The 21,167-nt window shown below is 38.9% G+C and carries 18 protein-coding genes and 1 tRNA gene; 6 read left to right on the forward strand and 13 right to left on the reverse strand.

Annotated features, from left to right (window positions below):
- Entirely contained in the window at positions 1-861 is an 861-nt protein-coding gene (gene rfbA, locus ESB04_RS01985; protein WP_129025715.1) for a glucose-1-phosphate thymidylyltransferase RfbA, read from the forward strand.
- Here the strand turns inward: rfbA and ESB04_RS01990 are convergent.
- From ESB04_RS01990 to ESB04_RS02010, 5 genes are read right to left on the reverse strand one after another with little or no spacing between them, the layout of a single operon-like run.
- Complete coding sequence (locus tag ESB04_RS01990; protein WP_129025717.1) at positions 858-2,030, reverse strand: chromate transporter; 1,173 nt, start codon at positions 2,028-2,030, stop codon at positions 858-860. The genes rfbA and ESB04_RS01990 overlap by 4 nt on opposite strands.
- Positions 2,031-2,034: 4 nt before the next feature.
- Positions 2,035-3,000 carry an isopenicillin N synthase family dioxygenase gene (locus ESB04_RS01995; RefSeq protein WP_129025719.1) on the reverse strand — a complete coding sequence of 322 codons (966 nt, stop codon included), beginning with the start codon at positions 2,998-3,000 and terminating at the stop codon, positions 2,035-2,037.
- Between the two features lie 2 nt (positions 3,001-3,002).
- Positions 3,003-3,713 (reverse strand): superoxide dismutase, encoded by a 711-nt coding sequence (locus ESB04_RS02000; RefSeq protein WP_129025721.1) that lies wholly within the window; start codon positions 3,711-3,713, stop codon positions 3,003-3,005.
- A 17-nt stretch (positions 3,714-3,730) separates the two neighbouring features.
- Positions 3,731-4,342, reverse strand: a complete 612-nt coding sequence (gene recR / locus ESB04_RS02005) for a recombination mediator RecR (RefSeq protein WP_394343737.1) — start codon at positions 4,340-4,342, stop codon at positions 3,731-3,733.
- A gap of 3 nt (positions 4,343-4,345) precedes the next feature.
- Positions 4,346-4,678, reverse strand: a complete 333-nt coding sequence (locus tag ESB04_RS02010; RefSeq protein ID WP_129025725.1) for an ATP-dependent Clp protease adaptor ClpS — start codon at positions 4,676-4,678, stop codon at positions 4,346-4,348.
- Between the two features lie 63 nt (positions 4,679-4,741).
- Between ESB04_RS02010 and ESB04_RS02015 the strand changes: the two genes are divergently transcribed.
- Positions 4,742-6,178 carry a sodium:solute symporter gene (locus tag ESB04_RS02015; protein ID WP_129025727.1) on the forward strand — a complete coding sequence of 479 codons (1,437 nt, stop codon included), beginning with the start codon at positions 4,742-4,744 and terminating at the stop codon, positions 6,176-6,178.
- Between the two features lie 52 nt (positions 6,179-6,230).
- Here the strand turns inward: ESB04_RS02015 and ESB04_RS02020 are convergent, their stop codons facing one another.
- From ESB04_RS02020 to ESB04_RS02030, 3 genes are all read right to left on the reverse strand, one after another.
- Complete coding sequence (locus ESB04_RS02020; RefSeq protein ID WP_129025729.1) at positions 6,231-6,794, reverse strand: YceI family protein; 564 nt, start codon at positions 6,792-6,794, stop codon at positions 6,231-6,233.
- Between the two features lie 132 nt (positions 6,795-6,926).
- Positions 6,927-9,638, reverse strand: a complete 2,712-nt coding sequence (locus ESB04_RS02025) for an alkaline phosphatase family protein (RefSeq protein ID WP_129025731.1) — start codon at positions 9,636-9,638, stop codon at positions 6,927-6,929.
- 447 nt (positions 9,639-10,085) lie between these two features.
- Positions 10,086-11,417, reverse strand: coding sequence for an alginate export family protein (locus tag ESB04_RS02030; RefSeq protein ID WP_129025733.1), 1,332 nt, complete (start codon positions 11,415-11,417; stop codon positions 10,086-10,088).
- A 277-nt stretch (positions 11,418-11,694) separates the two neighbouring features.
- Between ESB04_RS02030 and ESB04_RS02035 the strand changes: the two genes are divergently transcribed.
- Positions 11,695-13,128 (forward strand): Gfo/Idh/MocA family protein, encoded by a 1,434-nt coding sequence (locus tag ESB04_RS02035; protein WP_129025735.1) that lies wholly within the window; start codon positions 11,695-11,697, stop codon positions 13,126-13,128.
- A 68-nt stretch (positions 13,129-13,196) separates the two neighbouring features.
- Here the strand turns inward: ESB04_RS02035 and ESB04_RS02040 are convergent, their stop codons facing one another.
- From ESB04_RS02040 to ESB04_RS02050, 3 genes are all read right to left on the reverse strand, one after another.
- Positions 13,197-14,378, reverse strand: a complete 1,182-nt coding sequence (locus ESB04_RS02040; protein ID WP_129025737.1) for a helix-turn-helix domain-containing protein — start codon at positions 14,376-14,378, stop codon at positions 13,197-13,199.
- 83 nt (positions 14,379-14,461) lie between these two features.
- Complete coding sequence (locus ESB04_RS02045; protein ID WP_129025739.1) at positions 14,462-15,643, reverse strand: helix-turn-helix domain-containing protein; 1,182 nt, start codon at positions 15,641-15,643, stop codon at positions 14,462-14,464.
- Between the two features lie 451 nt (positions 15,644-16,094).
- Positions 16,095-16,166, reverse strand: a tRNA-Glu gene (locus ESB04_RS02050).
- A gap of 127 nt (positions 16,167-16,293) precedes the next feature.
- Between ESB04_RS02050 and glgB the strand changes: the two genes are divergently transcribed.
- On the forward strand, positions 16,294-18,192 hold the full coding sequence (gene glgB, locus ESB04_RS02055; protein ID WP_129025741.1) for a 1,4-alpha-glucan branching protein GlgB: 1,899 nt from the start codon (positions 16,294-16,296) through the stop codon (positions 18,190-18,192).
- Positions 18,193-18,392: 200 nt separating this feature from the next.
- Here glgB and ESB04_RS02060 read toward each other — a convergent pair whose 3' ends face one another.
- Entirely contained in the window at positions 18,393-18,800 is a 408-nt protein-coding gene (locus tag ESB04_RS02060) for a DUF2721 domain-containing protein (protein ID WP_129025744.1), read from the reverse strand.
- Between the two features lie 314 nt (positions 18,801-19,114).
- Positions 19,115-19,939 carry an orotidine-5'-phosphate decarboxylase gene (pyrF, locus tag ESB04_RS02065; protein WP_129025746.1) on the reverse strand — a complete coding sequence of 275 codons (825 nt, stop codon included), beginning with the start codon at positions 19,937-19,939 and terminating at the stop codon, positions 19,115-19,117.
- A 113-nt stretch (positions 19,940-20,052) separates the two neighbouring features.
- Here pyrF and rfbC point away from each other — a divergent pair, with 113 nt between their 5' ends.
- Together rfbC and pyrR are read left to right on the forward strand one after the other, a co-directional pair.
- The gene (rfbC, locus tag ESB04_RS02070) at positions 20,053-20,592 is read left to right on the forward strand and encodes a dTDP-4-dehydrorhamnose 3,5-epimerase (protein WP_129025748.1); all 540 of its coding nucleotides are present in this window, start codon (positions 20,053-20,055) and stop codon (positions 20,590-20,592) included.
- A gap of 33 nt (positions 20,593-20,625) precedes the next feature.
- The gene (gene pyrR, locus ESB04_RS02075) at positions 20,626-21,165 is read left to right on the forward strand and encodes a bifunctional pyr operon transcriptional regulator/uracil phosphoribosyltransferase PyrR (RefSeq protein WP_129025750.1); all 540 of its coding nucleotides are present in this window, start codon (positions 20,626-20,628) and stop codon (positions 21,163-21,165) included.
- Positions 21,166-21,167 lie beyond the last annotated feature (2 nt).

The raw sequence follows: 21,167 nt of genomic DNA on the forward strand, positions 1-21,167 counted from the left end.
ATGAAAGGAATCATTTTAGCAGGAGGCTCAGGAACACGTCTGCATCCATTGACGTTGGCAGTTAGCAAGCAATTAATGCCGGTTTATGATAAACCCATGATTTATTATCCGCTTTCTATTTTAATGTTGGCAGGAATCAGGGAAATTTTAATCATTTCCACCCCACATGATTTACCTCATTTTGAAAAATTATTAGGTGATGGCTCCCAAATTGGATGTCGTTTTGAATATGCTGTACAACCAGAACCCAATGGATTAGCCCAAGCTTTTGTGATTGGAGAAAAATTCATTGGCAAGGATAAAGTAGCCTTGGTTTTAGGTGATAATATATTTTATGGTTCAGGACTTAGTAAGCTATTGCAAGCTAATAATGACCCTGAGGGTGGTGTGGTCTATGCGTATTCTGTCAATGACCCTGAGCGCTATGGAGTAGTGGAATTTGATGAAAACAATCAAGTATTATCGATTGAAGAAAAGCCTAGTCAACCGAAGTCAAACTACGCGGTACCAGGCCTTTATTTTTATGACAATGAGGTCGTCGAAATTGCTAAAAATATTGCCCCTTCACCACGTGGTGAGTATGAAATCACAGATGTCAACAAGGAATACTTAAAGCGAGGAAAATTGAAAGTAGGTATATTAAATCGAGGTACTGCCTGGTTAGATACCGGTACATTTGCTTCATTAATGCAAGCTGGTCAATTCGTACAAGTGATAGAAGAACGCCAAGGCATGAAGATTGGATGTATTGAAGAAGTGGCCTATCGCATGGGATTCATTGATGCCAAGCAATTGGAGGCCATCGCCAAGCCATTGGTAAAAAGTGGTTACGGACAGTACTTACTCAATTTATTACGTTAAGAAACGATCACTCCTGCCAATAAAGCTATGAGAAATAGAGCTATTGGTGGGAGTTTTGTCATCTGAGCAACCAGAAAGGATACCAATATAATGCCAAATCCAATGTAATTGGCTTGTAAAATCATCGGATGGATAAAGGTATACACGGCTACAATGGTTAAGCCAACCGACACCGACTGAATTCCTGGTAAAGATGCCCTGATAAAACGATATTGTTTTAATTGACCCCAGATTCGATAGACAAAGAAAATCAAAAAGGTACCGGGCAAAAAGATTCCAAGCGCCCCAATTACACTTCCTGCTAATTCTCCGATTATTCCAAAATCTTTCATCAACAAGACTCCCAAATAAGAGGTAAGGGCAAACACCGGACCTGGTAAAGTTTGAGACAAGGTCATACCCGTCAAAAAGTCGTCCTCACGAATCAAATGCTTGAATTCCACAAATTCAGTATAAAGTACGGGTACTAATACTTGCCCTCCTCCAAAAACCAAACTTCCATTTCGGTAAAAATTCTCAAAAATACGAATGGGGAAATAGTCTGTAAAATGACCTAAAAGCGCTAAAAAAACAGCAAAACCCCAAAATAAATGAAAATTAGCCCAAGGAATAATCATTTTATGCTTGTTCTGCCTAGGAAAATCCTTAAAATTCAAAGAAGAAATTAGACCACCTATCAATAACAACAAGGGGAATATAAAGGGGGACTGGATGTATAATCCTGTGAATAAAGTGAACAAAAAAATCAGGATGTACATGGGTGCTCGAAGAAACTTCTTCGCCATAATCCATCCTGCTTGCAAAATCAAACCGATACCGACGGGTGTAACAAACTGAATAACATCCCTATTCCTCAAATAGGTCATCCCAAAGGCCGCCAAAGTCATGACAAACACGGCTGGAGTAATCCAAGCCATCAAAGTCAGATAGGCTAGATTGGCCCCACCCCTCTTAAAACCAATGGCTGTAATCATTTGGGTAGATGTGGGACCAGGTAAAAAGGAACATAGAGCCTGAATTTCAAACAATTCATCCTCTGTCAAATAGGCTTTTTCCTTAACCAGCTTTTTGAGAAATAGCGCAATATGCACCTGCACACCACCGAAGGAAGTCATCGCCAAAAACAAAACATCCCATAGGAATTCGATATGTTTTGGCTTCCTCCACATAGGCCTATTTTTTCAAACCTAATTCGATTAAACGCTCTGTCAGAAATTCCCCAGCGCTCATATCAGTGTACATTTTGGGATTTTCAGCAGTTACACAAGATTCCAAACAAGTTAAATCCATTTCTGACCTAGGATGCATGAAAAAAGGGATAGAATAACGTGAAGTCCCCATTTTCTCCCGAGGTGGATTCACCACTCGGTGAATGGTCGACTTTAAATGATGGTTTGTCAAACGGTCCAACATATCTCCTACATTCACCACTACTTGGTCTGGAAGTGCTGTTATCGGAATCCATTTACCATCCATGCGAAGGACTTCTAAACCTTCAGCAGATGCTCCCATGAGCAAGGTAATTAAATTAATGTCTCCATGCGCTGCGGCACGAACTGCTCCTGGCGGCAGGGAATCAGGATCGGCAATGGGAAAATAATGTATAGCCCTCAAAATGGAATTACCATTTTTAACCTTATCCTCAAAATAATCTTCTGGTAGGTTTAAATACAAGGCTATAGCTCTTAGGAGAGATTTTCCCGCATTTTCTAAGGTTTGATATGCACCTATGGTATAGGTTTCAAAATCCGGATATTCCTTAGGAAAAACATTTTCAGGATATTCACTCCAAACCTTATCTCCATCATCTTGATGTTTTTGACCTATATGGTAAAATTCCTTCAAATCAGGCACTTTAAAACCCTTTGCCGTCTCCTTACCTTTCCCCACATATCCTCTTTGCCCCGCTATTCCTGGAATTTCATAGGCTTGCTTAATAGCATCGGGAGATTGAAAAAAGCGCTCTACTTCCTGATACAATTTCTTAGTAAAATCATCCGATAAACCATGTCCTTTAATGGCCACAAAGCCAATCGTATTAAAGGCATTACCCAAATCCTGAACGAATTTCGCCTTTCTTACTGGATCACCGGAATTGAATTCATTCAAATCGAGTGAAGGAATTTCTTCTAACAACATGTTTATTTTTTTATTAATGAAAATTGCTGAGACACAAAATCCCAGTTGACTACATTCCAAAATGCCGAAATGTAATCTGCTCGTTTGTTTTGATATTTTAAATAATAGGCATGCTCCCACACATCCAAAGCTAATATGGGTGTACCTTTCACCTCCGCCAAATCCATCAAAGGATTGTCTTGATTGGGAGTGGAACTAATCACTAATTTACCCTCTTTCCATAGAAGCCAGGCCCATCCAGAGCCAAATCTTCCGGTAGCAGCCTTCGCAAATTCGGCTTTGAAATTTTCTATTCCACCTAAATCCTTTTGAATCTGAGCTGCCAATTCAGCGCTGGGCTTAGATCCCGTAGCTGGACCAATCAATTTCCAAAAAAAGCTATGATTCCAATGACCACCCCCATTATTACGAACTGCTGCTGGCAGTTGACTCATTTGCCCCATCATGGATTCTAAAGTCTGGCTAGCCAAGGGAGTACCTGTAACGGCCTTATTTAAATTGTCCACATAAGCCTTGTGATGACGATCATGGTGAATTTCCATGGTCATTTTATCAATATGAGGCTCAAGGGCATCAAAAGAATAGCCCAAGGCAGGTAAACTAAAGGGTGCAGATTCTAAATTCTGATCAGAAGCCTTAGCAGCCAAGGAAGGTAAAACAAGGCTCGCTCCTACAAGGCCGAATGTTTTTTGCAAAAAATGTGATCTTTTCATGAGCTTGGGAAGATAGATTATTCATATACTACTCGGCCGACAATACTTCGCCCAAGGGTAATTTCATCCGTATATTCCAAATCACCTCCAATAGGAATACCTCGGGCGATAGTGGAGATTTTGATGGGAAATTCTTTTAATTTTTTGGTCAAATAAAATGCCGTGGTATCCCCTTCCATGGTGGGACTTAAGCCCAAAATCACTTCCGTAATTTTACCTGAGCTTACTCTTTGAACCAAGGATTCTATTTGTAAATCACTAGGCGAAACACCTGCTAGAGGAGAGATGATTCCCCCCAGCACATGGTAAAGTCCAGTAAACTGGCCTGTATTTTCGATAGCTAACACATCTCGCATATCCTCCACCACGCAAACTAAACTTTCATCTCGCTTATGGCTACTGCAAATTCCACAAAGCCCATCATCGGAAATCATGTGACATTGCGGACAAAATTGCGTTTCAGTTCGTAGTTGAACAATGGCATGTGCCAATTGCAAGGATTGAGATTCAGGCCTTTTTAGCAAATGTAAAGCTAAACGCAAGGCGGATTTTTTACCGATTCCGGGCAGTTTAGAGATTTCCTCTACTGCTTGTTCTATGATCCGGGAAGGGTATGCATTCATCGCCATAATTTATTCGAAAGTCTCTATCTCAGCCGAAATCCCCCGTCGACAAATCTCATTTCGCATGCTTACTAATTCATCAAACTCCCCTGATTTTACCCCACATCTACCTCTAAAATGAATTTGCAAGGTGCATTGTTCGGCTTGTTCTGGGCTATGTTCACAAACTTCCATCAAGGTGATAATTACATAGTCAAAGGAATTTACCTCATCATTATAAACCACTAGTTGATGCGATGCCACTATTTCTTCCTCTATAGCCACAGCAACATCTTCCTGATGCTTTTCTTGGTTTTGAAAAGAAATACCAAAACGAGAAATGTTATCTTCCGAGAATTCCATATTTTTGATAGAATTATAAAAATAAGCTCCAAGCAAATTTAAAAAAAATCCTTTGAAACACCTATGTCTGTTACATTAGCCGGGGGAATTCTTGCCATCTATTTTGGCCTACTTTTACTTATTTCTTACATAACTTCCAAAGGAGCTGATACCCACGCCTTTTTTACAGCCAATAGGGAATCTCCATGGTGGTTAGTGGCCTTTGGTATGATCGGAACATCCATTTCTGGATTGACTTTTATTTCCGTACCAGGAGCAGTTGGTAAAACCTATTTCACCTATTACCAAGTCATTTTAGGGCATTCATTAGGTTATTTAACCATAGCATTGGTCCTGATGCCCTTGTATTATCGATTAAACCTTATTTCCATATACGGCTATTTGGAAAGCAGATTTGGTTTTTGGTCTTATAAAACAGGCTCTGCCTTTTTCTTATTGTCTAGAACCATCGGCTCAGCGGCCCGTTTATATTTAGCAGTTAATGTATTACAAATCGCCATTTTTGCCCCCATCGGGGTGCCATTTGGCTTGACCGTATTCATTTCTATCCTCCTAATTTGGCTTTACACGCACCGTGGTGGCGTGAAAACCATCATTTGGACAGATACCTTGCAAACATTGTTTTTGTTAATAGCCTTGTTCATTACCATCATTTTAGTAGGCAAACAAATGAACATGGGTTTGATGGATATGATTCATACCATCTCAGATAGCAAGTATTCGCACATGTTTGAATGGGATTGGAAAAACAGCCATTTCTTCGGAAAGGATTTTCTGGCTGGAATATTCATAGCCATCGTGATGACGGGATTAGACCAAGATTTGATGCAAAAAAATCTGACTTGTAAATCCATCGGGGAAGCTCAAAAAAATATGTTTTGGTTCTATTGGGTGCTTCTTTTCATTAATTTATTGTTCCTCTCCTTGGGTGCATTATTATACCTATATGCTCAATCCAATCAAATCGCGATTCCTGCTCAAACGGATAATTTATATCCCATGCTAGCCTTGAATGGCCATTTTGGCACCTTAGCAGCGGTAACTTTTTTATTGGGAATCATAGCGGCTTCCTATGCCAGCTCAGATTCTGCCTTGACGGCACTAACTACCTCCTTCTGTATTGATTTCTTGCGTATTGAGAAGTTTCAAGAGCAAAAAAGACATAAAATCAAGCATTATGTACACTTGGGATTTTCTACCTTATTTTTTGTGGTGATTGGATTATTTCACCTTTTCAATAACCAAGAATTGATTTCTGCAGTATTTAATCTGGCAGGTTACACCTATGGGCCACTCCTGGGATTGTTTTCTTTTGGACTATTTACCAAAACAGCCGTAAAGGATAAATGGGTCCCTATTGTTTGTGTGGCTTCTCCTATTATTACTTTTGTATTGGAAATGCAGGCTCAGGCAATTTTCGGAGGCTTTGGTTTCGCGAAATTAATTCTGAATGGAGCCATTTGCTTCGCCCTGCTCTGGATGATTCGAATTAAAAATTAAGCAACAAAAAAGGCGACTGATGTCGCCTTTTTTAATATTAAAGGAATTGGAATTACTCCTGGATAAACTCTCCGCTAGCACGTAATTCAATTTCCTCGCCAACCATCGCAGCTGGCATAGTTCCAACACCCCAAGCGGTGCGGTTAATGTTACCAGAAGCTTTAAATCCAGCGATCTTTTTGCCTTGGCGGTTAGTAGTAGTACCATTCAATACTAAATCTAAGGTTACTGGCTTAGTAACACCATGCATTGTTAAATCACCAGTCAATTTGTATTTACGCTCAGCAACCTTGCTAATCGCTTTACTGGAAAAAGTTAAGGTTGGAAATTTAGCCGCATCAAAAAAGTCTGGACTTTTTAAATGATTATCACGACGCTCATTGTCTGTAAAAACAGAGTTAACATCAGCAACAATATTGAATTTTGCATCAGTAAAATCATCTTTCGCAGCAGTCATCGTAGCTTCTGTAATTTTAAAAGCGCCCTCTACATCAGAGATGGATAAGTGAACTACACTAAATCCTAATTTTGAGTGAGACTTATCTACATTCCATTTTTGAGCTTGAGCAGATAAACCGCATGACAAAAGAGCAATAGCTAAAAGTAATTTTTTCATAATAATATTTTTTATGGGTTAATTATAGAATTCGAAACTACCATTAAATAACACAAAACCTATTAACTGATCAAAAAATCATCAACATTTAAAAGAAGTTTGCGACAAAATTCCAAAATCTAGCGAAAAAGTCTACTTGTTTTCTAGGCTTTTATAATGTTCCTTGCGCATCTCTTCTACATTATCCATTTCTACTCTCTTTTTGATTTTCTTCCAATCAATTGTCTTGTTGTATTTCTTCATTACTAGCTCAGGTTGGAAAATTCTACGATCAGGGAAAACGAAATCCACTGGGCTAAAATCTGGCTTATCGGTAAAGAAATCATCCAATAAAGTGGCAGTTTGATCGTAATGATTCACACTAGGAACGCCAAAATTGGTATAAATCAATCGTAAGAGCGAACCGAAATTAGCATGCTTATGAGAAACATAGTTCTTTTTAACATAGGGACCCGCCATCAATAAAACACTGCGATGGGCATCTACGTGGTCTACCCCACCCTGAGGATCGTCTTCTGTCACCACCACCAACATATTTTTCCAATAAGGCGTAGTAGAAAGGAAGCTAATCATCCTGGCCAAGGCCAAATCATTGTCTGCCATGAAGGAATGGTTGCTAAAGTAACCATCCTCTGGTCTTGGATCTGAGCCATGGTCGTTCGGTAATTGAATAGTTACCACCGAAGGCATTTTCTTTTTGCCAGTCAACCACATTCTCGTGAATTCCGATTCAAATTGCTCGGCACGGAACATATCTGGAATATCCATATTGAATCCAGCATAATTATGGCTCGTGTTTTTCCACAAGGCTTTTTGCATAGGAACCATCACTACGTGACCCGCCCCTGTTAAGGTATCATCCCAATCTTCTCGAGTATGCGCCGTCTCATTGGCCTCACCAAAATTATAGAAGGAAATATTTTTACGTTCCAATGCCTCCCAAAGGCCTCCTACTTCCGCATAATCCTCAGGATCGATACTTCCCGTAGTACCAGGATGTCTTCTTCCAGGCGCTTTGGAGAAGATTTTGGCTGATTTACTCACAGAGGAATTAGCCTCTACCCACTCGTTAGGAATCACCCCAACCATCCAGTGATGACCATGAATGGAGGCATCACTGTCACAATAAAAGTTATCACTCATGGCAAATCGCTTGGCCAAAAGGGAGTGATTGGGCATGACATTGACATTGTGGTGAGTGGTTTTTAGGGAATCAGGAAAAACTACCGTTTGGTCTAATCCATAGCGAGCGATGGTCGGATCTCCATTGGCCCCCGGAAATTGACCAAAAATCTCATCATAGGTTCTGTTCTCTTTGGTGATATAAACAATGTGCTTAATGGGAGATTTTGCTTGTACATTTTTATCCAGAGAAAATACCTTATTTCCTCTACCCTTGGCAGAGTATTCACGGTAGGTATTATTTTTTACCTCTTGTGTGTAGTTTGCCAATTGCTGATCATTGGGCATATCGATGATTTGGAAGGTACCTAATTGAATATCACCTACATAGGATCCTTGTTCAGGAGCTGTAAAGTCCTTTCCTCCATTGGGCCCTGCGCCATATCCCCTACAAGTAGTTACATAAATTTTCTTTTCATCTTCAGAAAGTCGAACACGAGTAGGTCCCCAACCCGTAGGAATAAAACCCTTGGTTTTTTGGCTAGGCACATCAATTACGGCCACAGCATTTAAGCCCAGTAAGGTAACATACAAGGTTTTTTCATCCTTACTTAAACATAAACCAAAGGGCAAATAACCTCTTCTTTTGTCCAATACTGGAGTTAATTTAACCGGAATATGTGCTTTGATTTGTCGGGTAGCATAATCCAAGACCGCAATATTGTCGTTAGTGGCATTACTCACATAAGCAAACTTAGAACTTACTACCAAGGAATTAGGACTGGAACCACCTACGACCTCCATCTCTTCAACCATTTCTCCCAATTGGAAACCCGGCTTGTATTTCTTGGTGATTTGATTCGTGGACAAATTAATTTGGAAAACACTCATGGCTTCCTCCGAGCGAGGATCACCGACTCCCGGTATTTTTTTACCCATAATTTCCGTTCCCTCCCTTGATTCCTTACTGTCATTCGCATATGGGTGCCAAGGAATATGTTGGCTTTTCAAATTGACCAAATTAGTTCCTTCTACTAAAGGATATGAATACATCCCCACATTGGCCACAAAGGCGAATTGATGATTTGGGCTTAGAGAAATGCCAAAAGGTTGTCTGCCTGTAGGAACTACGCCCACGATTTCACCTGTATCGGCTTTCATGCGTACCATGCGAAAGTTGGCTCGATCCAAGACCAATAATTCATTTTTTTCTGACAAAAGCACCAAATCAGAGGTAAAACTATCATCGAAATCGTAGCCCTTGAAAGTACCGTTTAGACTAAAGGTTTTCAATACTTTACCGGTCGATAATTCCACAACCAAAATATTCCCTGAATCTCCCCCACTTAGGTAAATCCATTCGCTATTGGGTGAAAAAACTACGCCTAAATAGGTACTTTTTCCGTAAGGAGAAAGTTTAGAAGGCGTACCATAAGGAGGGAAACGCTTGCTAACTTGTTTTTCTAAATCAATGCGCGTAAAAGCACCATTATGCAAAGTAATGGCCCATTTCCCGTTGGGACTGATGACCATTCCAAAGGGGTCAGCATTGATGCGAAGTGTTTTCCCAGCAGGCTTCACAAATCTTCCAGAGGGTAGAACGGAAAAACCCGCTGTATCTATTTTGGCGGTCATATCTCGACCGGGAACTTCTAAAATCGTCTGAGCGGTGGATTGAAAGGCACATATTGTCAGTGCCAATGAGGTAATGATAGTTTTCATAGGTTTATAAAATTTAGCGAAGTTAAGATACTTCTGTCTAAGCTTAGGCTTTTAGGCATTAAAATATTGTGAATAAAATTGGAGAATTGAATTTCTGTGCGGAAACAGCTGTGGTTTGATTTCGCTGTTCGACATGTTCCGAAGAGTCATGTCGAATAACAAGAAAGTTACCCTAGATTAATCCCCAACGAAAGATGGGAACGGAACATGCGCGAAGCGGCAGGCGCATTTTTGACCTGTGCGCTGGACTTAGACAAGCGTCAAAAATTAAAACCGTATGCGAAGTGGACATCGGTTCCGCAACGCGGAATTCGTATTGGATTAACCGAATGGAAATAATGTTTTTTTGTTTCTTTTTTTCTCCAAAAAAGAAATGCCTAAAGAAGCGCTAAAAAGTAATGTGCGATTAAATTGATAAGTCATTTGAGAACTTGTCAAACTGCCATTTTAGAACTTATACGCTGCTCGGGTAGCTAAATAATTCACGTCTTTTCCCGGACCTGATTCTTTAAGGTAATCCCCTGCCCGACAATAGCCTAATTCAAATTGAAAGGTTAAATGTTTGTTGGCAAAATAATTAGCCTCTAAGGCAAAAATATCGGCTACTCCGCTAGCTTGACTATCAATTCGTCGACCTAGTACGGGAAGTAAAGCCGACATATTCGGAGTAAAAATACCATCATGAAGGCTGGCTCGTTGAACGAAGGAGGCTCTCAGCGTGGTTAACCATTTGTGGTTATCTGAGTAGCGAATATAAGGACTGATATTCAGCGTATTAGTAATATTCAGCGAAACAGTTTGTCCGAACGGTGGTCTCGAAAACAAGGTATTAAAAGTATTTAGTTGTTGATCCTCATTGGAAACATCACCAGGCACCCAATTACCACTGAAACCCAAGAAAAAATGATGCCTTGCCTCATAATTGAAATCATAGACGAACATCATTGCCCGAATGGCCAAATCGTTGTAATGCCCCCATTGAGCAGCTATTTCTAGGTCATAATTAAAAGTCTTTTTCTCGCTATACCACCTAGTACCCAAGGTACTTCTCGCCTCCAGGCCTTTTTTCAGATAATATTCTCGCAATGAGCTTTCAAAGAAGAAATAATAGGCATCAAAAAAATCTTTTTTGCTCGAAAAAGTATGTCCCCAAACACTTCCCGCCAATACCTCCGAGGAGCGAACATCATCAAATACTCCCGTATTTTGCTTCATGGGATTAGCAATAAATGCATCAATCTTCTGATTTTTAGCTTGCCATTTAAACGTCGCACCATAATATGGCTGCCGCGTATTGGGTCCCTCCTTTAAAGCCACCAATCGCTCTAAGCCCCAAGTATATTCTTGCTTTCCCCATCGTATCGACCAACTGGGTCTAGGATGCCATTCCAAAAAGGCTTGATGCAATGACAGAGCATTTTGATCCAAGGTTGAATTAATTGGATTATCATTCAAAAATCGAAGAGTATTATTCAGCTGTGTGAAAATCCGAAAGTGAGAACCCAGCTCCCAGTTGGCATGCAACATCACTCGATGCATAATTTGATGAGGACTATTCGTAACAAAACTTTCGGGAACATCGCCAAAATTTACATGCTCATAGGATTGGTATTGCTCTCTCCACTCTCCTCCAAAGCTGATGGTTGATTTACCTATTAGAGGTAAAAATTTCAATGACTCATCCCAAGTCCTACGATGGTTGGTATCAAGCTTCAGATAATTGAAATTATCATCTGACCGCATTCTTGCGATTTGCTGTGCCACTAAAGACGGGCACATAGGTACAAGAAAAAATAAGCAAATAAATAAACCTCTTTTCACAAAAATGATAAGCTAACTTACCTTTCATTAAGGCATGAAGTTGCAAATTAGGGAAATTTATTCGGCAGCTTGTCCTGCATCAATGAAATAAAGGAATGAATATTTCACGACACGTAAGATGACTTGATTAAATCTAAATGCAGATAGATATTATACTATTTTAAATTATATTGTGCCTTGTAATGATCTAAAAAACCATTTTATACTCAGATCTAAACTTTTAAATCATTAACTCATGAGCATTTCTAGACGAGATTTTTTAGGTAAAAGTGCCCTCGCAGCCGGTAGCTTTTACATTGTACCCAGACATGTTTTGGGTAAGGGTTACCGAGCTCCCAGCGATAAACTAAATATTGCGGGTGTAGGTATCAATGGCAAGGGACTATCTGATGTAAATAATGCCTACAATGAAGGAGTCAACAACATTGTCGCGCTTTGTGATGTAGATTTGACTAGGGCGAAGCCATTATTTGAAAAATATGCCAAAGCGGGTCAATACCAGGATTGGCGCGTAATGTTAGAAAAAGATAAAAGCATTGATGCTGTCACCATCTCTACTCCCGACCATAATCACGCGGCCATTGCCATGGCCGCTATGCAATTAGGCAAACATGTCTATGTACAAAAGCCTATGTCGCACAATATATTCGAAGCCCGCACCATGACTGAAGCAGCTAGAAAATATCAAGTTGTATCCCAAATGGGTAATCAAGGTGCTTCTAGCCCAGGAACACAGCAAATTGTTAAATGGATTGACCAAGGATTAATTGGAAAAGTACATACCGTCAACATCTGGACTAATCGTCCGATTTGGCCACAAGGAATACCAGTGCCGACCGGTCAGCATGCGAAACCTTCCGACATCGACTGGGATGTATGGTTAGGACCGGCATCTTTCACCGATTATAATCCTGCCTATCACCCATTCAAATGGAGAGGTTGGTGGAATTTTGGTACTGGTGCCTTGGGTGATATGGGCTGCCATTTAATTGATGGACCATTTAGGGCTTTAGGTCTAGGGTATCCTACAGAAGTAGAAGCTAGTATTGGCTCCGTTTTCATCAGCGGAAACCAACCAGAATACATTCCAGAGGGTTGTCCTCCATCTGCGTCCATCCAATTGAAATTTCCAGCCACAAAAAAGAATAAATCCGCCGTGACCATGAACTGGACGGATGGAGGTTTGCGAGGATTCCATCCAGACTTAATCCCTGCCAATGACCCCATTGGAACGGCAGATAATAGTAATGGAGTCATCATGATTGGTAGCAAAGGCGTATTAACTCATGCAACTTATGGATTAGAGCCGCGCATTTACCTTAATAATGGTGACAAAATAGAGATGCCAAAGGTCGAGCCAAATAATTTAAAAGAATACGGCCATCAGGCCATGTGGGCAGAAGCTTGCAAAGCGGGTTTTAATTCAAAGGAGCATAAAGAATTAAGCTCTACTTTTGATTATGCAGGTCCGTTATCAGAAACTGTATTAATGGGAAATTTAGCTATCAGAAGCTATACCCTTCGTACTCCAATACAAGGTCAGCCAAATCGTTTCAACTACCCTGGACGGAAGAAATTACTGTGGGATGGTCAAAACATGAAAATCACCAATTTCGAAGATGCCAACCAATTCGTAAAACGCGAATACCGCGCTGGCTGGAAGCTTTAATCAAAATTTTAAATAGAAACAGCATGCCCACAACAGGCATGCTGTTTTTTATTTTTGCTGGAAGGTTTTTAATATAAATACTCAGAAAAATACTGACTAGGAGAAACCCCTTTAATCTTCTTTACTGCCGCATTAAAGCTTTGCCTGGTACCAAAACCTGATTCAAGGGCTACTACTTCCAATTTGAAATTTTTCCACTTTGGATTTTCCCGACATTGGTCCTCAGCATATTGTATCCTCCACGTATTTACGTAATCTGTGAAAGACAAATTCAACTCAGATTGAATTGCTATCCTAATCAACCTGGAATTAACTTTCTGCTTTTTAGCTACTTCATCTAAAGTCAGATTGGATTTCAAAAATATCCTCTCTGTTTCAAAAAAACGATTCAGCGAATCTAGTAAATCCTTTTCTCGTTTATTTCCTGATACAATTTTGATGGAACTGACATGGGTATCCAAAGCCATTTTGGCTTCATTTCTTCCCATGGCCTGTTGCCACATCAATCCACGTAAGGTAGGGCCGTCCAATAATTTAGGATTAAATAACATAAATATCATCATAAATATGTATTCCAGCAGGTAGACAAAATCCTTCCAAACAAGTGTAATTTGGAATTTTTCCACATAGTAGTAACTGGAAATCAATAATCCCATGACTAAAAATTTCATCCCCATATTGAAGAACAGCCAATAGACGATTAAACGGTTGTTTTTTAAATAGGCCCTTGACGAAGATCGGTAATACATCACCAAATCATAACATGTCAAACAGATGTAAAATATGATGGAAAGGATTCGTAATTTCAAATGAGTTCGCATGGTAATCCAGCCATATTGAGAATCTATCGTATACAGTGTATTCTCTTGTAAGACCTTTCTAATTTCCTCAATTTTTAGTTCAGGAGACAATATATAAAAGGGTATATATTCAATGACATGTAGCGCAAATGGTAGAAAATGTAAGAATAAGATAGGTTTCAGCTTGCGTTCTGGATACAGTAAAAACTTTTGAAACAAATAATACAATGGCCCTAACAAGAGCATTAACGGGGAAACTGTCCTAAATACATGCGGGTGCAATAATAATAATTCTGGACGTATGTAATAATTTAACAAAGTCTGTAAACCCAAAACAATAAAAAGTAATCCTAAAAATTTGGCCGCAATAATTCCTTTTTTGAAGAAAAATGAGCCTCCAAAAGCAAAGAATACGAAACACAAATAATACAAATAATCGATGGGAGCCATGATCAGCTAAATTTTCTCCATTGGTATCTAAACAGGTAAGAAATTAATATCAATTTGTGTCTATCTGAACTTGAAAAAATGGCTTAGTTAATTTTTTCAAAATACTTACCTGGCGATACTCCTTTGATTTTCTTAACGGCAGAATTAAAACTCTGACGGGTTCCAAAACCTGATTCTATAGCGATTACTTCCAATTTGTAATTCTTCCATTTGGGGTTCTCACGGCATTGCTCTTCGGCATATTGAATTCTCCAGGTATTCACATAATCGGAGAATGACAGACTCAATTCCATCTGAAGTGCCATTCGGATAATCCTAGGCTTGATTTTCAAATAGGCACTCACTTCAGCCAAAGTGATGTCTGGCCGAAGGAATAATTGTTCCGTCTCAAAAAACCGATTGAGGGTAAACACCACCGACTTATCTCGGGACAATTTCTGATTAGCTTTTTCTTTTCTGTGACTTTCTTTTATTTCTTTCTCCAAAGTCCCTGCTGAATGTTGCAAAACTAATCCCTTCAAGGTGGGACCTTTCAATAATCTTGGATTCAAAAGCATGAATATCATCATGATGATATATTCGAAAATAAAAATATAATCCATCCAAGTAAGCTCCAGGTGCCTTTTTTCCGTAAAGACCAAATTAAAAAAATGGATGATGATTACCACAAATTTCATGACCATATCTCCAGTTAACCAATACACTATCAATAAATTTTTCCGAAGGAAGGATTTGGAAGTGGTTTGGTAAAACTTATACAGTTCATACAGCGTCCAAAACAAGTATATGAGGTAATATACTGTTTTGACCAACAAATGATCCCGCATAGAGATCCAACCAAAATTGGAAACTGTATTGAAAAAAGTATGTTGTTGGAATACGAAATTAACCTCTTGAATTTTTAGTTCTGCAGGCAAAATGTAAAAAGGAATATATTCGATCACATGTATAATAAAGGGCAGAAAATGCCACATTTGTGTCCAAGTGAACTTCCTTTCTGGGTATAATAAATAATGCTGGAACAAATAGGAAAGAGGACCTAGCAGGTAGAAAAAGGGCGATGCGGTCCTAAAAAAATGAGGATAATCAAAGATATGGCTGGGCTGAATGAAATAGCCTGCAAAAAGCTGGTAACCTAATCCTAGAAATTGTATGCCCAAAAACTTGGTGGCAATTAATTCTTTTCTTGAGATGAGATATACCCCAAAAGCAAAAAAACCAAAACTCAAATACAACAAATAATCTACCGTTGACCAAGAATTCATTCTTACCAAAATTTCTTATTAAAAATTATTAGGTTGGATCAACACGGAGTCTCGTAAAATTATCAATTTATCCTTAAAAATGAACATCTAAGGACATGTATGTATGAGATATTTATTTAACGTACCAAATGACCTCTAAATAATGAATGGAAAGGGGCAAAAAAAGCTTTTAAAAAATCTTGATTTGAGGATTGAGGCTCATCCATTTTAGAAATTAAGCTAGGAATTATATATTCAATAAGATTATAAACAAATTGTATACATAAGTTATTAGCAAGCATTTTATTTAAACAAACTTTGAAAATGTATCTAATCAAACAAAACACTTCTCTGTGTACTTAAATTCAACAAATCCTTTAAATTTCCCCTTAAAAACTTTCAACTTGAGTAATTTATTTTAACGCCTAAAAACAAAAAAACCACTCAATTGAGTGGTTTTTGTCTACCGAAGTAGTCCGTACGGGAATCGAACCCGTGTTTCATCCGTGAAAGGGACGTGTCCTAACCCCTAGACGAACGGACCAATTGTTATTTTGGTGGCACAAAGGTACGCGTTTCCTCGAAAAATTCAAATACTGCATGAAAAAAAAAGCGGGTTTTAATCAATTTAATTTTATTATTTTAGCTTTTGCATTGAAACCCATCGAATTATGGCTATCGTTAAACCTCATTCTCTACTCTCTGATTTTGATATTGCACTATTTTTAAATGGTAAACATACCCGTCTATATGAAAAACTGGGCGCCTTTGAGATAGAACTCGATGGGGAAATTGGTACCTTCTTTTCCGTTTGGGCCCCCAATGCCGAATCCGTATTTGTAGTAGGAAATTTCAATTATTGGGATTCTAACGCCCATGGCCTATATCCCCGTTGGGATTCCTCAGGCATTTGGGAAGGATTTATACCGCAGGTAAAAACAGGTGAAACCTATAAATATTGGATCAAAAGTAAAACGGGTGAAATCTTAGAGAAATTAGACCCCATGGGACTTTTCTGTGAAACCCCTCCCAAAACAGCTAGCATTGTTTGGAACACCTACAAAGAATGGAAGGATCAAAGTTGGATGCATGAGAGAAAACAAAAGAATTCCCTTCAAGCACCTATTTCCATATATGAGGTACATCTGGGTTCATGGCAAAAAACTTTAGAAAATGATTACCTAAGCTACCAAGACTTAAGTGAAAAACTTGTGAAGTATGTCCAAGAAATGGGCTTCACCCACGTAGAATTCATGCCCGTGATGGAGCATCCCTATGCCCCATCTTGGGGATATCAAATCACTGGATACTTCGCTCCCTCTTCTCGTTTTGGAGACCCACAAGGATTCATGACCCTTATTGAAAGTTTGCACCAAGCAGGCATTGGCGTCATTTTGGACTGGGTTCCCTCCCATTTTCCTGGTGATGAACATGGATTAAGAAATTTCGATGGAGGCTGTTTATATGAGCATCCAGACCCTAAAAGAGGCTTTCATCCTGATTGGCAATCTTACATTTTCGATTACGGCAAAAACGAAGTTAGAAGTTTTCTTTTATCGAACGCTGCCTTCTGGCTGGATCGTTACCACATTGATGGCTTGCGCGTAGATGCCGTAGCTTCCATGTTGTATTTAGACTATTCCAGAAATGATGGAGAATGGGAACCCAATATTTATGGCGGAAACCATAACTTGGAGGCCATTTCCTTCTTACAGGATCTCAACGTACATATGTATGGAGAATTCCCTGATATTCAAATGATTGCCGAGGAGTCCACCTCTTTTCCAGGAGTAACCAAGCCTGTTTTTCAAGGGGGATTAGGCTTTGGACAAAAATGGATGATGGGCTGGATGAATGATACCCTCAATTTCTTCCACAAAGATCCCATTCATAGAAAATACCATTTAAATGATTTAACCTTCTCGCTGATTTACGCATTCTCCGAGAATTTCTGCCTACCTCTTTCTCACGACGAGGTAGTGTATGGAAAAAATTCCCTTTGGAATAAAATGCCTGGAGACGAATGGCAGAAATTTGCCAATCTCCGCGTCTTACTATCCGAGCAATTCACCCACCCAGGTACCAAACTCTTATTCATGGGTGGTGAATTTGGCCAAAAAGAAGAATGGAACCATAATCAATCCCTCGATTGGCATGAATTAGAAAATCATTACCATAAAGGCATTCAGTCGACCGTCAAGGCCCTCAATCAATTATACCGAGATGAACCTGCTCTTCATAGCAAGCAGTTCTCACACGAAGGTTTTGAATGGATTGAATCCAATGACCAAGGTAATTCAGTCATCACCTTTTTACGAAAAGGGGAAGTAGCAAAGCAACAAGTCATAGTCGTTTTGAACTTAACTCCTGCTCCTCGTGAAAACTATCGAATCGGAGTTCCTCTACCTGGCATTTGGAAAGTAATTTTCAACTCAGATAAGTCTGAATTTGGAGGAAGTAATTATCCAATTTCAGGAGCTGTGATGACAGAAGAAATCAATTGGCAAGGCAAGGCATTTTCTATTTCTCTGAACCTGCCTCCTATGGCAGCAATAATACTAAAAGCCTAAAAACAATAAAGACTCAGAAAAATTCCGAGCCTTTATTCAATCCGCCTAAGTAGTATTTTTAATGGTTGATTCTATTTAAATACAATTTCGTCTTATTTTTCATTGAAATTGTACACAAAAATAACACTAATATTCAATAATTAAATAGCAACAAAAAATATTTTTCACTATTCGAATAATTAATTAAAATAAACTTGGATTTACTTTCGTTTGGCAATGATATCCTCCATATCAGAGAGCTCAACTTCCAAGGCTTTGGTAGAAATGGTAATCTCCCAAGCACTTAAACTCAAAGCCAAACTCATCCCTATTAAGCCAATCCCAAAAAACCACCTGGCTATCATTTCTTCCTTCATAAAAAGTAGGAACATGCAAATAACGCTCAACAATAAGCTAATGATGGCGATGATCTGCATGGACTGAATCAGTTTCATGCGCAGTCGAAGATTCTCAATTTGCTTAAAAATGGCGTCTTCCGGGTTCTTCTGAAACTTCACGTGTAAATCCCTGATCAAAGAGGCCATCGACATGAATCGATTGGTGAAGGCAATCATTAACAGAGAAACTGTAGAAAATAATAAGGCAGGTGTGGAGATGGAGAGTTCCATAAATAAATGGTAAATGGTGAATGGTAAATGGTTAATGGTAAATGATAAATGGTGAATGATAAATGGTGAATGATAAATGGTGAATGATAAATGGTAAGTGATGAAATATTGAATATAGATTTTTAATTAAATTTTGTATAAGTAAGCTAAACGATTATATAAGTAATTTTTTACCAATAAATCTGAAATAATGAATTACACACATACTTTAAACAGAAAGTCAAATTTTCAAAACAAACTCACCCATAAAAGTTAAACAAATGATAATCAATTACTTATAAACCAAACACCATTTACCATTCACCATTCAACATTTACCTCCTATATTCATCCAAATACCTATCCATTTCTTCCTGAATCTTTTTGGCCTCACGAGCAGCAGAAACACTCGTATCATCTCCGGCATAAAGGATTCCACGGGAGGAATTTACCAATAAACCCACGCGTGAATTCATAGCATATTTTGCCACATCTTCTAAACTTCCACCTTGAGCCCCCACTCCAGGAACTAAAAAGAAATGATCGGGTGCTATTTCACGTACTTTCTGCAAAAAATCCGAGCGCGTCGCCCCAACTACGAACATCAAGTGCTCAGGAGAACTCCAGCTCATGGCGGTACGCATCACACGCTCATATAAAGGCATATAATCCTCTGACTTGGTCATCTGAAAATCATGACTACCCACATTGGAAGTCAGGGCTAATAATATAACCCATTTATCAGGGTAAGTTAAAAAAGGCTCTACCGAATCTCTTCCCATATAGGGTGCCACTGTCAGTGAATCGAAATTTAATCCACTCGATTGAGGATCAAAAAATGTTTGAGCATATTTAAGCGCAGTATTTCCTATATCACCTCGCTTGGCATCAGCAATAGTAAAAACATCTTTAGGAACATACTCCATGGTCTTTTGTAAACTTTCCCAACCCTGAGGTCCCATAGCTTCATAGAAAGCGATATTAGGTTTATAAGCCACTGCATAGGCATGCGTGGCATCAATTACAGCTTTATTGAATGTGAAAATAGGATCTTTTTCCAATCGAAATTTGCTGGGAATCAAATCGATGTCAGTATCTAAACCTACACATAAAAATGAGCGCTTATTTTCTATTTGCTTAACTAATTCAATTGAATTCATGGAGTTTAAAATTGGACATTGTTTAAATGCCGAAATATGAATAATTTTGGCGCAAATTAAGTTCTTTCCATACAATATCAAAAAAAGAGGAAAGCAATCACGATCTCCATTTTATGCAATTTTTAAAACACCAACTCCCAGGAGTTATTGAATGTATTCCAACTAAATTTTTTGATGACAGAGGACATTTTTATGAGTCCTATAATCAAAAATTATTTTCTGCCAATGGTATCTCAGAAGATTTTGTTCAAGACAATTATTCTTTCTCTATTCCAGGGGTACTTCGAGGTTTACATTTTCAAAAAAATCCACACGGACAAGGTAAATTAGTTCGTTGCATGACTGGAAAGGTCATGGATGTCATTGTAGATCTACGACATGATTCTCCAACCTATGGTCAGCATGAAAAATTTTTGCTGGAAGCAGATAAAGGCAATATGCTGTATGTTCCCGTTGGGTTTGCCCACGGATTCATTGCCTTGGAAGAAACCATATTTGTATATAAATGCACCGACTTCTGGAATAAAGAAGCTGAATCAGGAATACGTTGGAATGACCCTAGCTTAGCCATCGATTGGGGAGTTGAAAATCCCATCGTATCGGAAAAAGACCAAATATTACCGTTTTTTAAAGTATCTGAAGTAATCTTCTAAAATAGATTTGTCAAAAATGCTACCTTTGTAAAAATGACTCGCAAGCTGATTTTATCCAGTCCTCTGTTGGAAATAACCATCTCCAGGTTATGCCAAGAGCTCATTGAAAATCAAATTCAAGGGATTGAAACTGTCATTTTAGGTTTACAGCCAAGAGGTATATTTTTAGCCGAAAGAATCGCCAAGGAATTAAGCAAACATCTTCCAGAAACGCCCCCAATTGGCCAATTAGATGCCACGTTTTATCGAGATGATTTCAGAAGAAGAGATCCTGTTTCTCCAAACAGCACTCACATTCCCTTTATCATTGAAAATAAGCGGGTCATTTTAGTAGATGATGTGCTGGCTACTGGACGTATGGTTCGCGCAGCTCTAGATGCCATGACGGCATTTGGCAGACCCGCTAAAGTTGAATTGTGTGTACTCATTGACCGAATATATAACCGAGATTTACCCATAAATGCCGATTACGTGGGCAAGAGTGTCAATACGCTTTCCACAGAAAAAGTGCTTGTAGAATGGACTGAACAAGGCCATGATGCAGATAAAATTTGGCTAATCACTCATCCATGATG

This window comes from Aquirufa rosea (genome assembly GCF_004118285.1).
GTDB classification, from domain to species: Bacteria; Bacteroidota; Bacteroidia; order Cytophagales; family Spirosomataceae; genus Aquirufa; species Aquirufa rosea.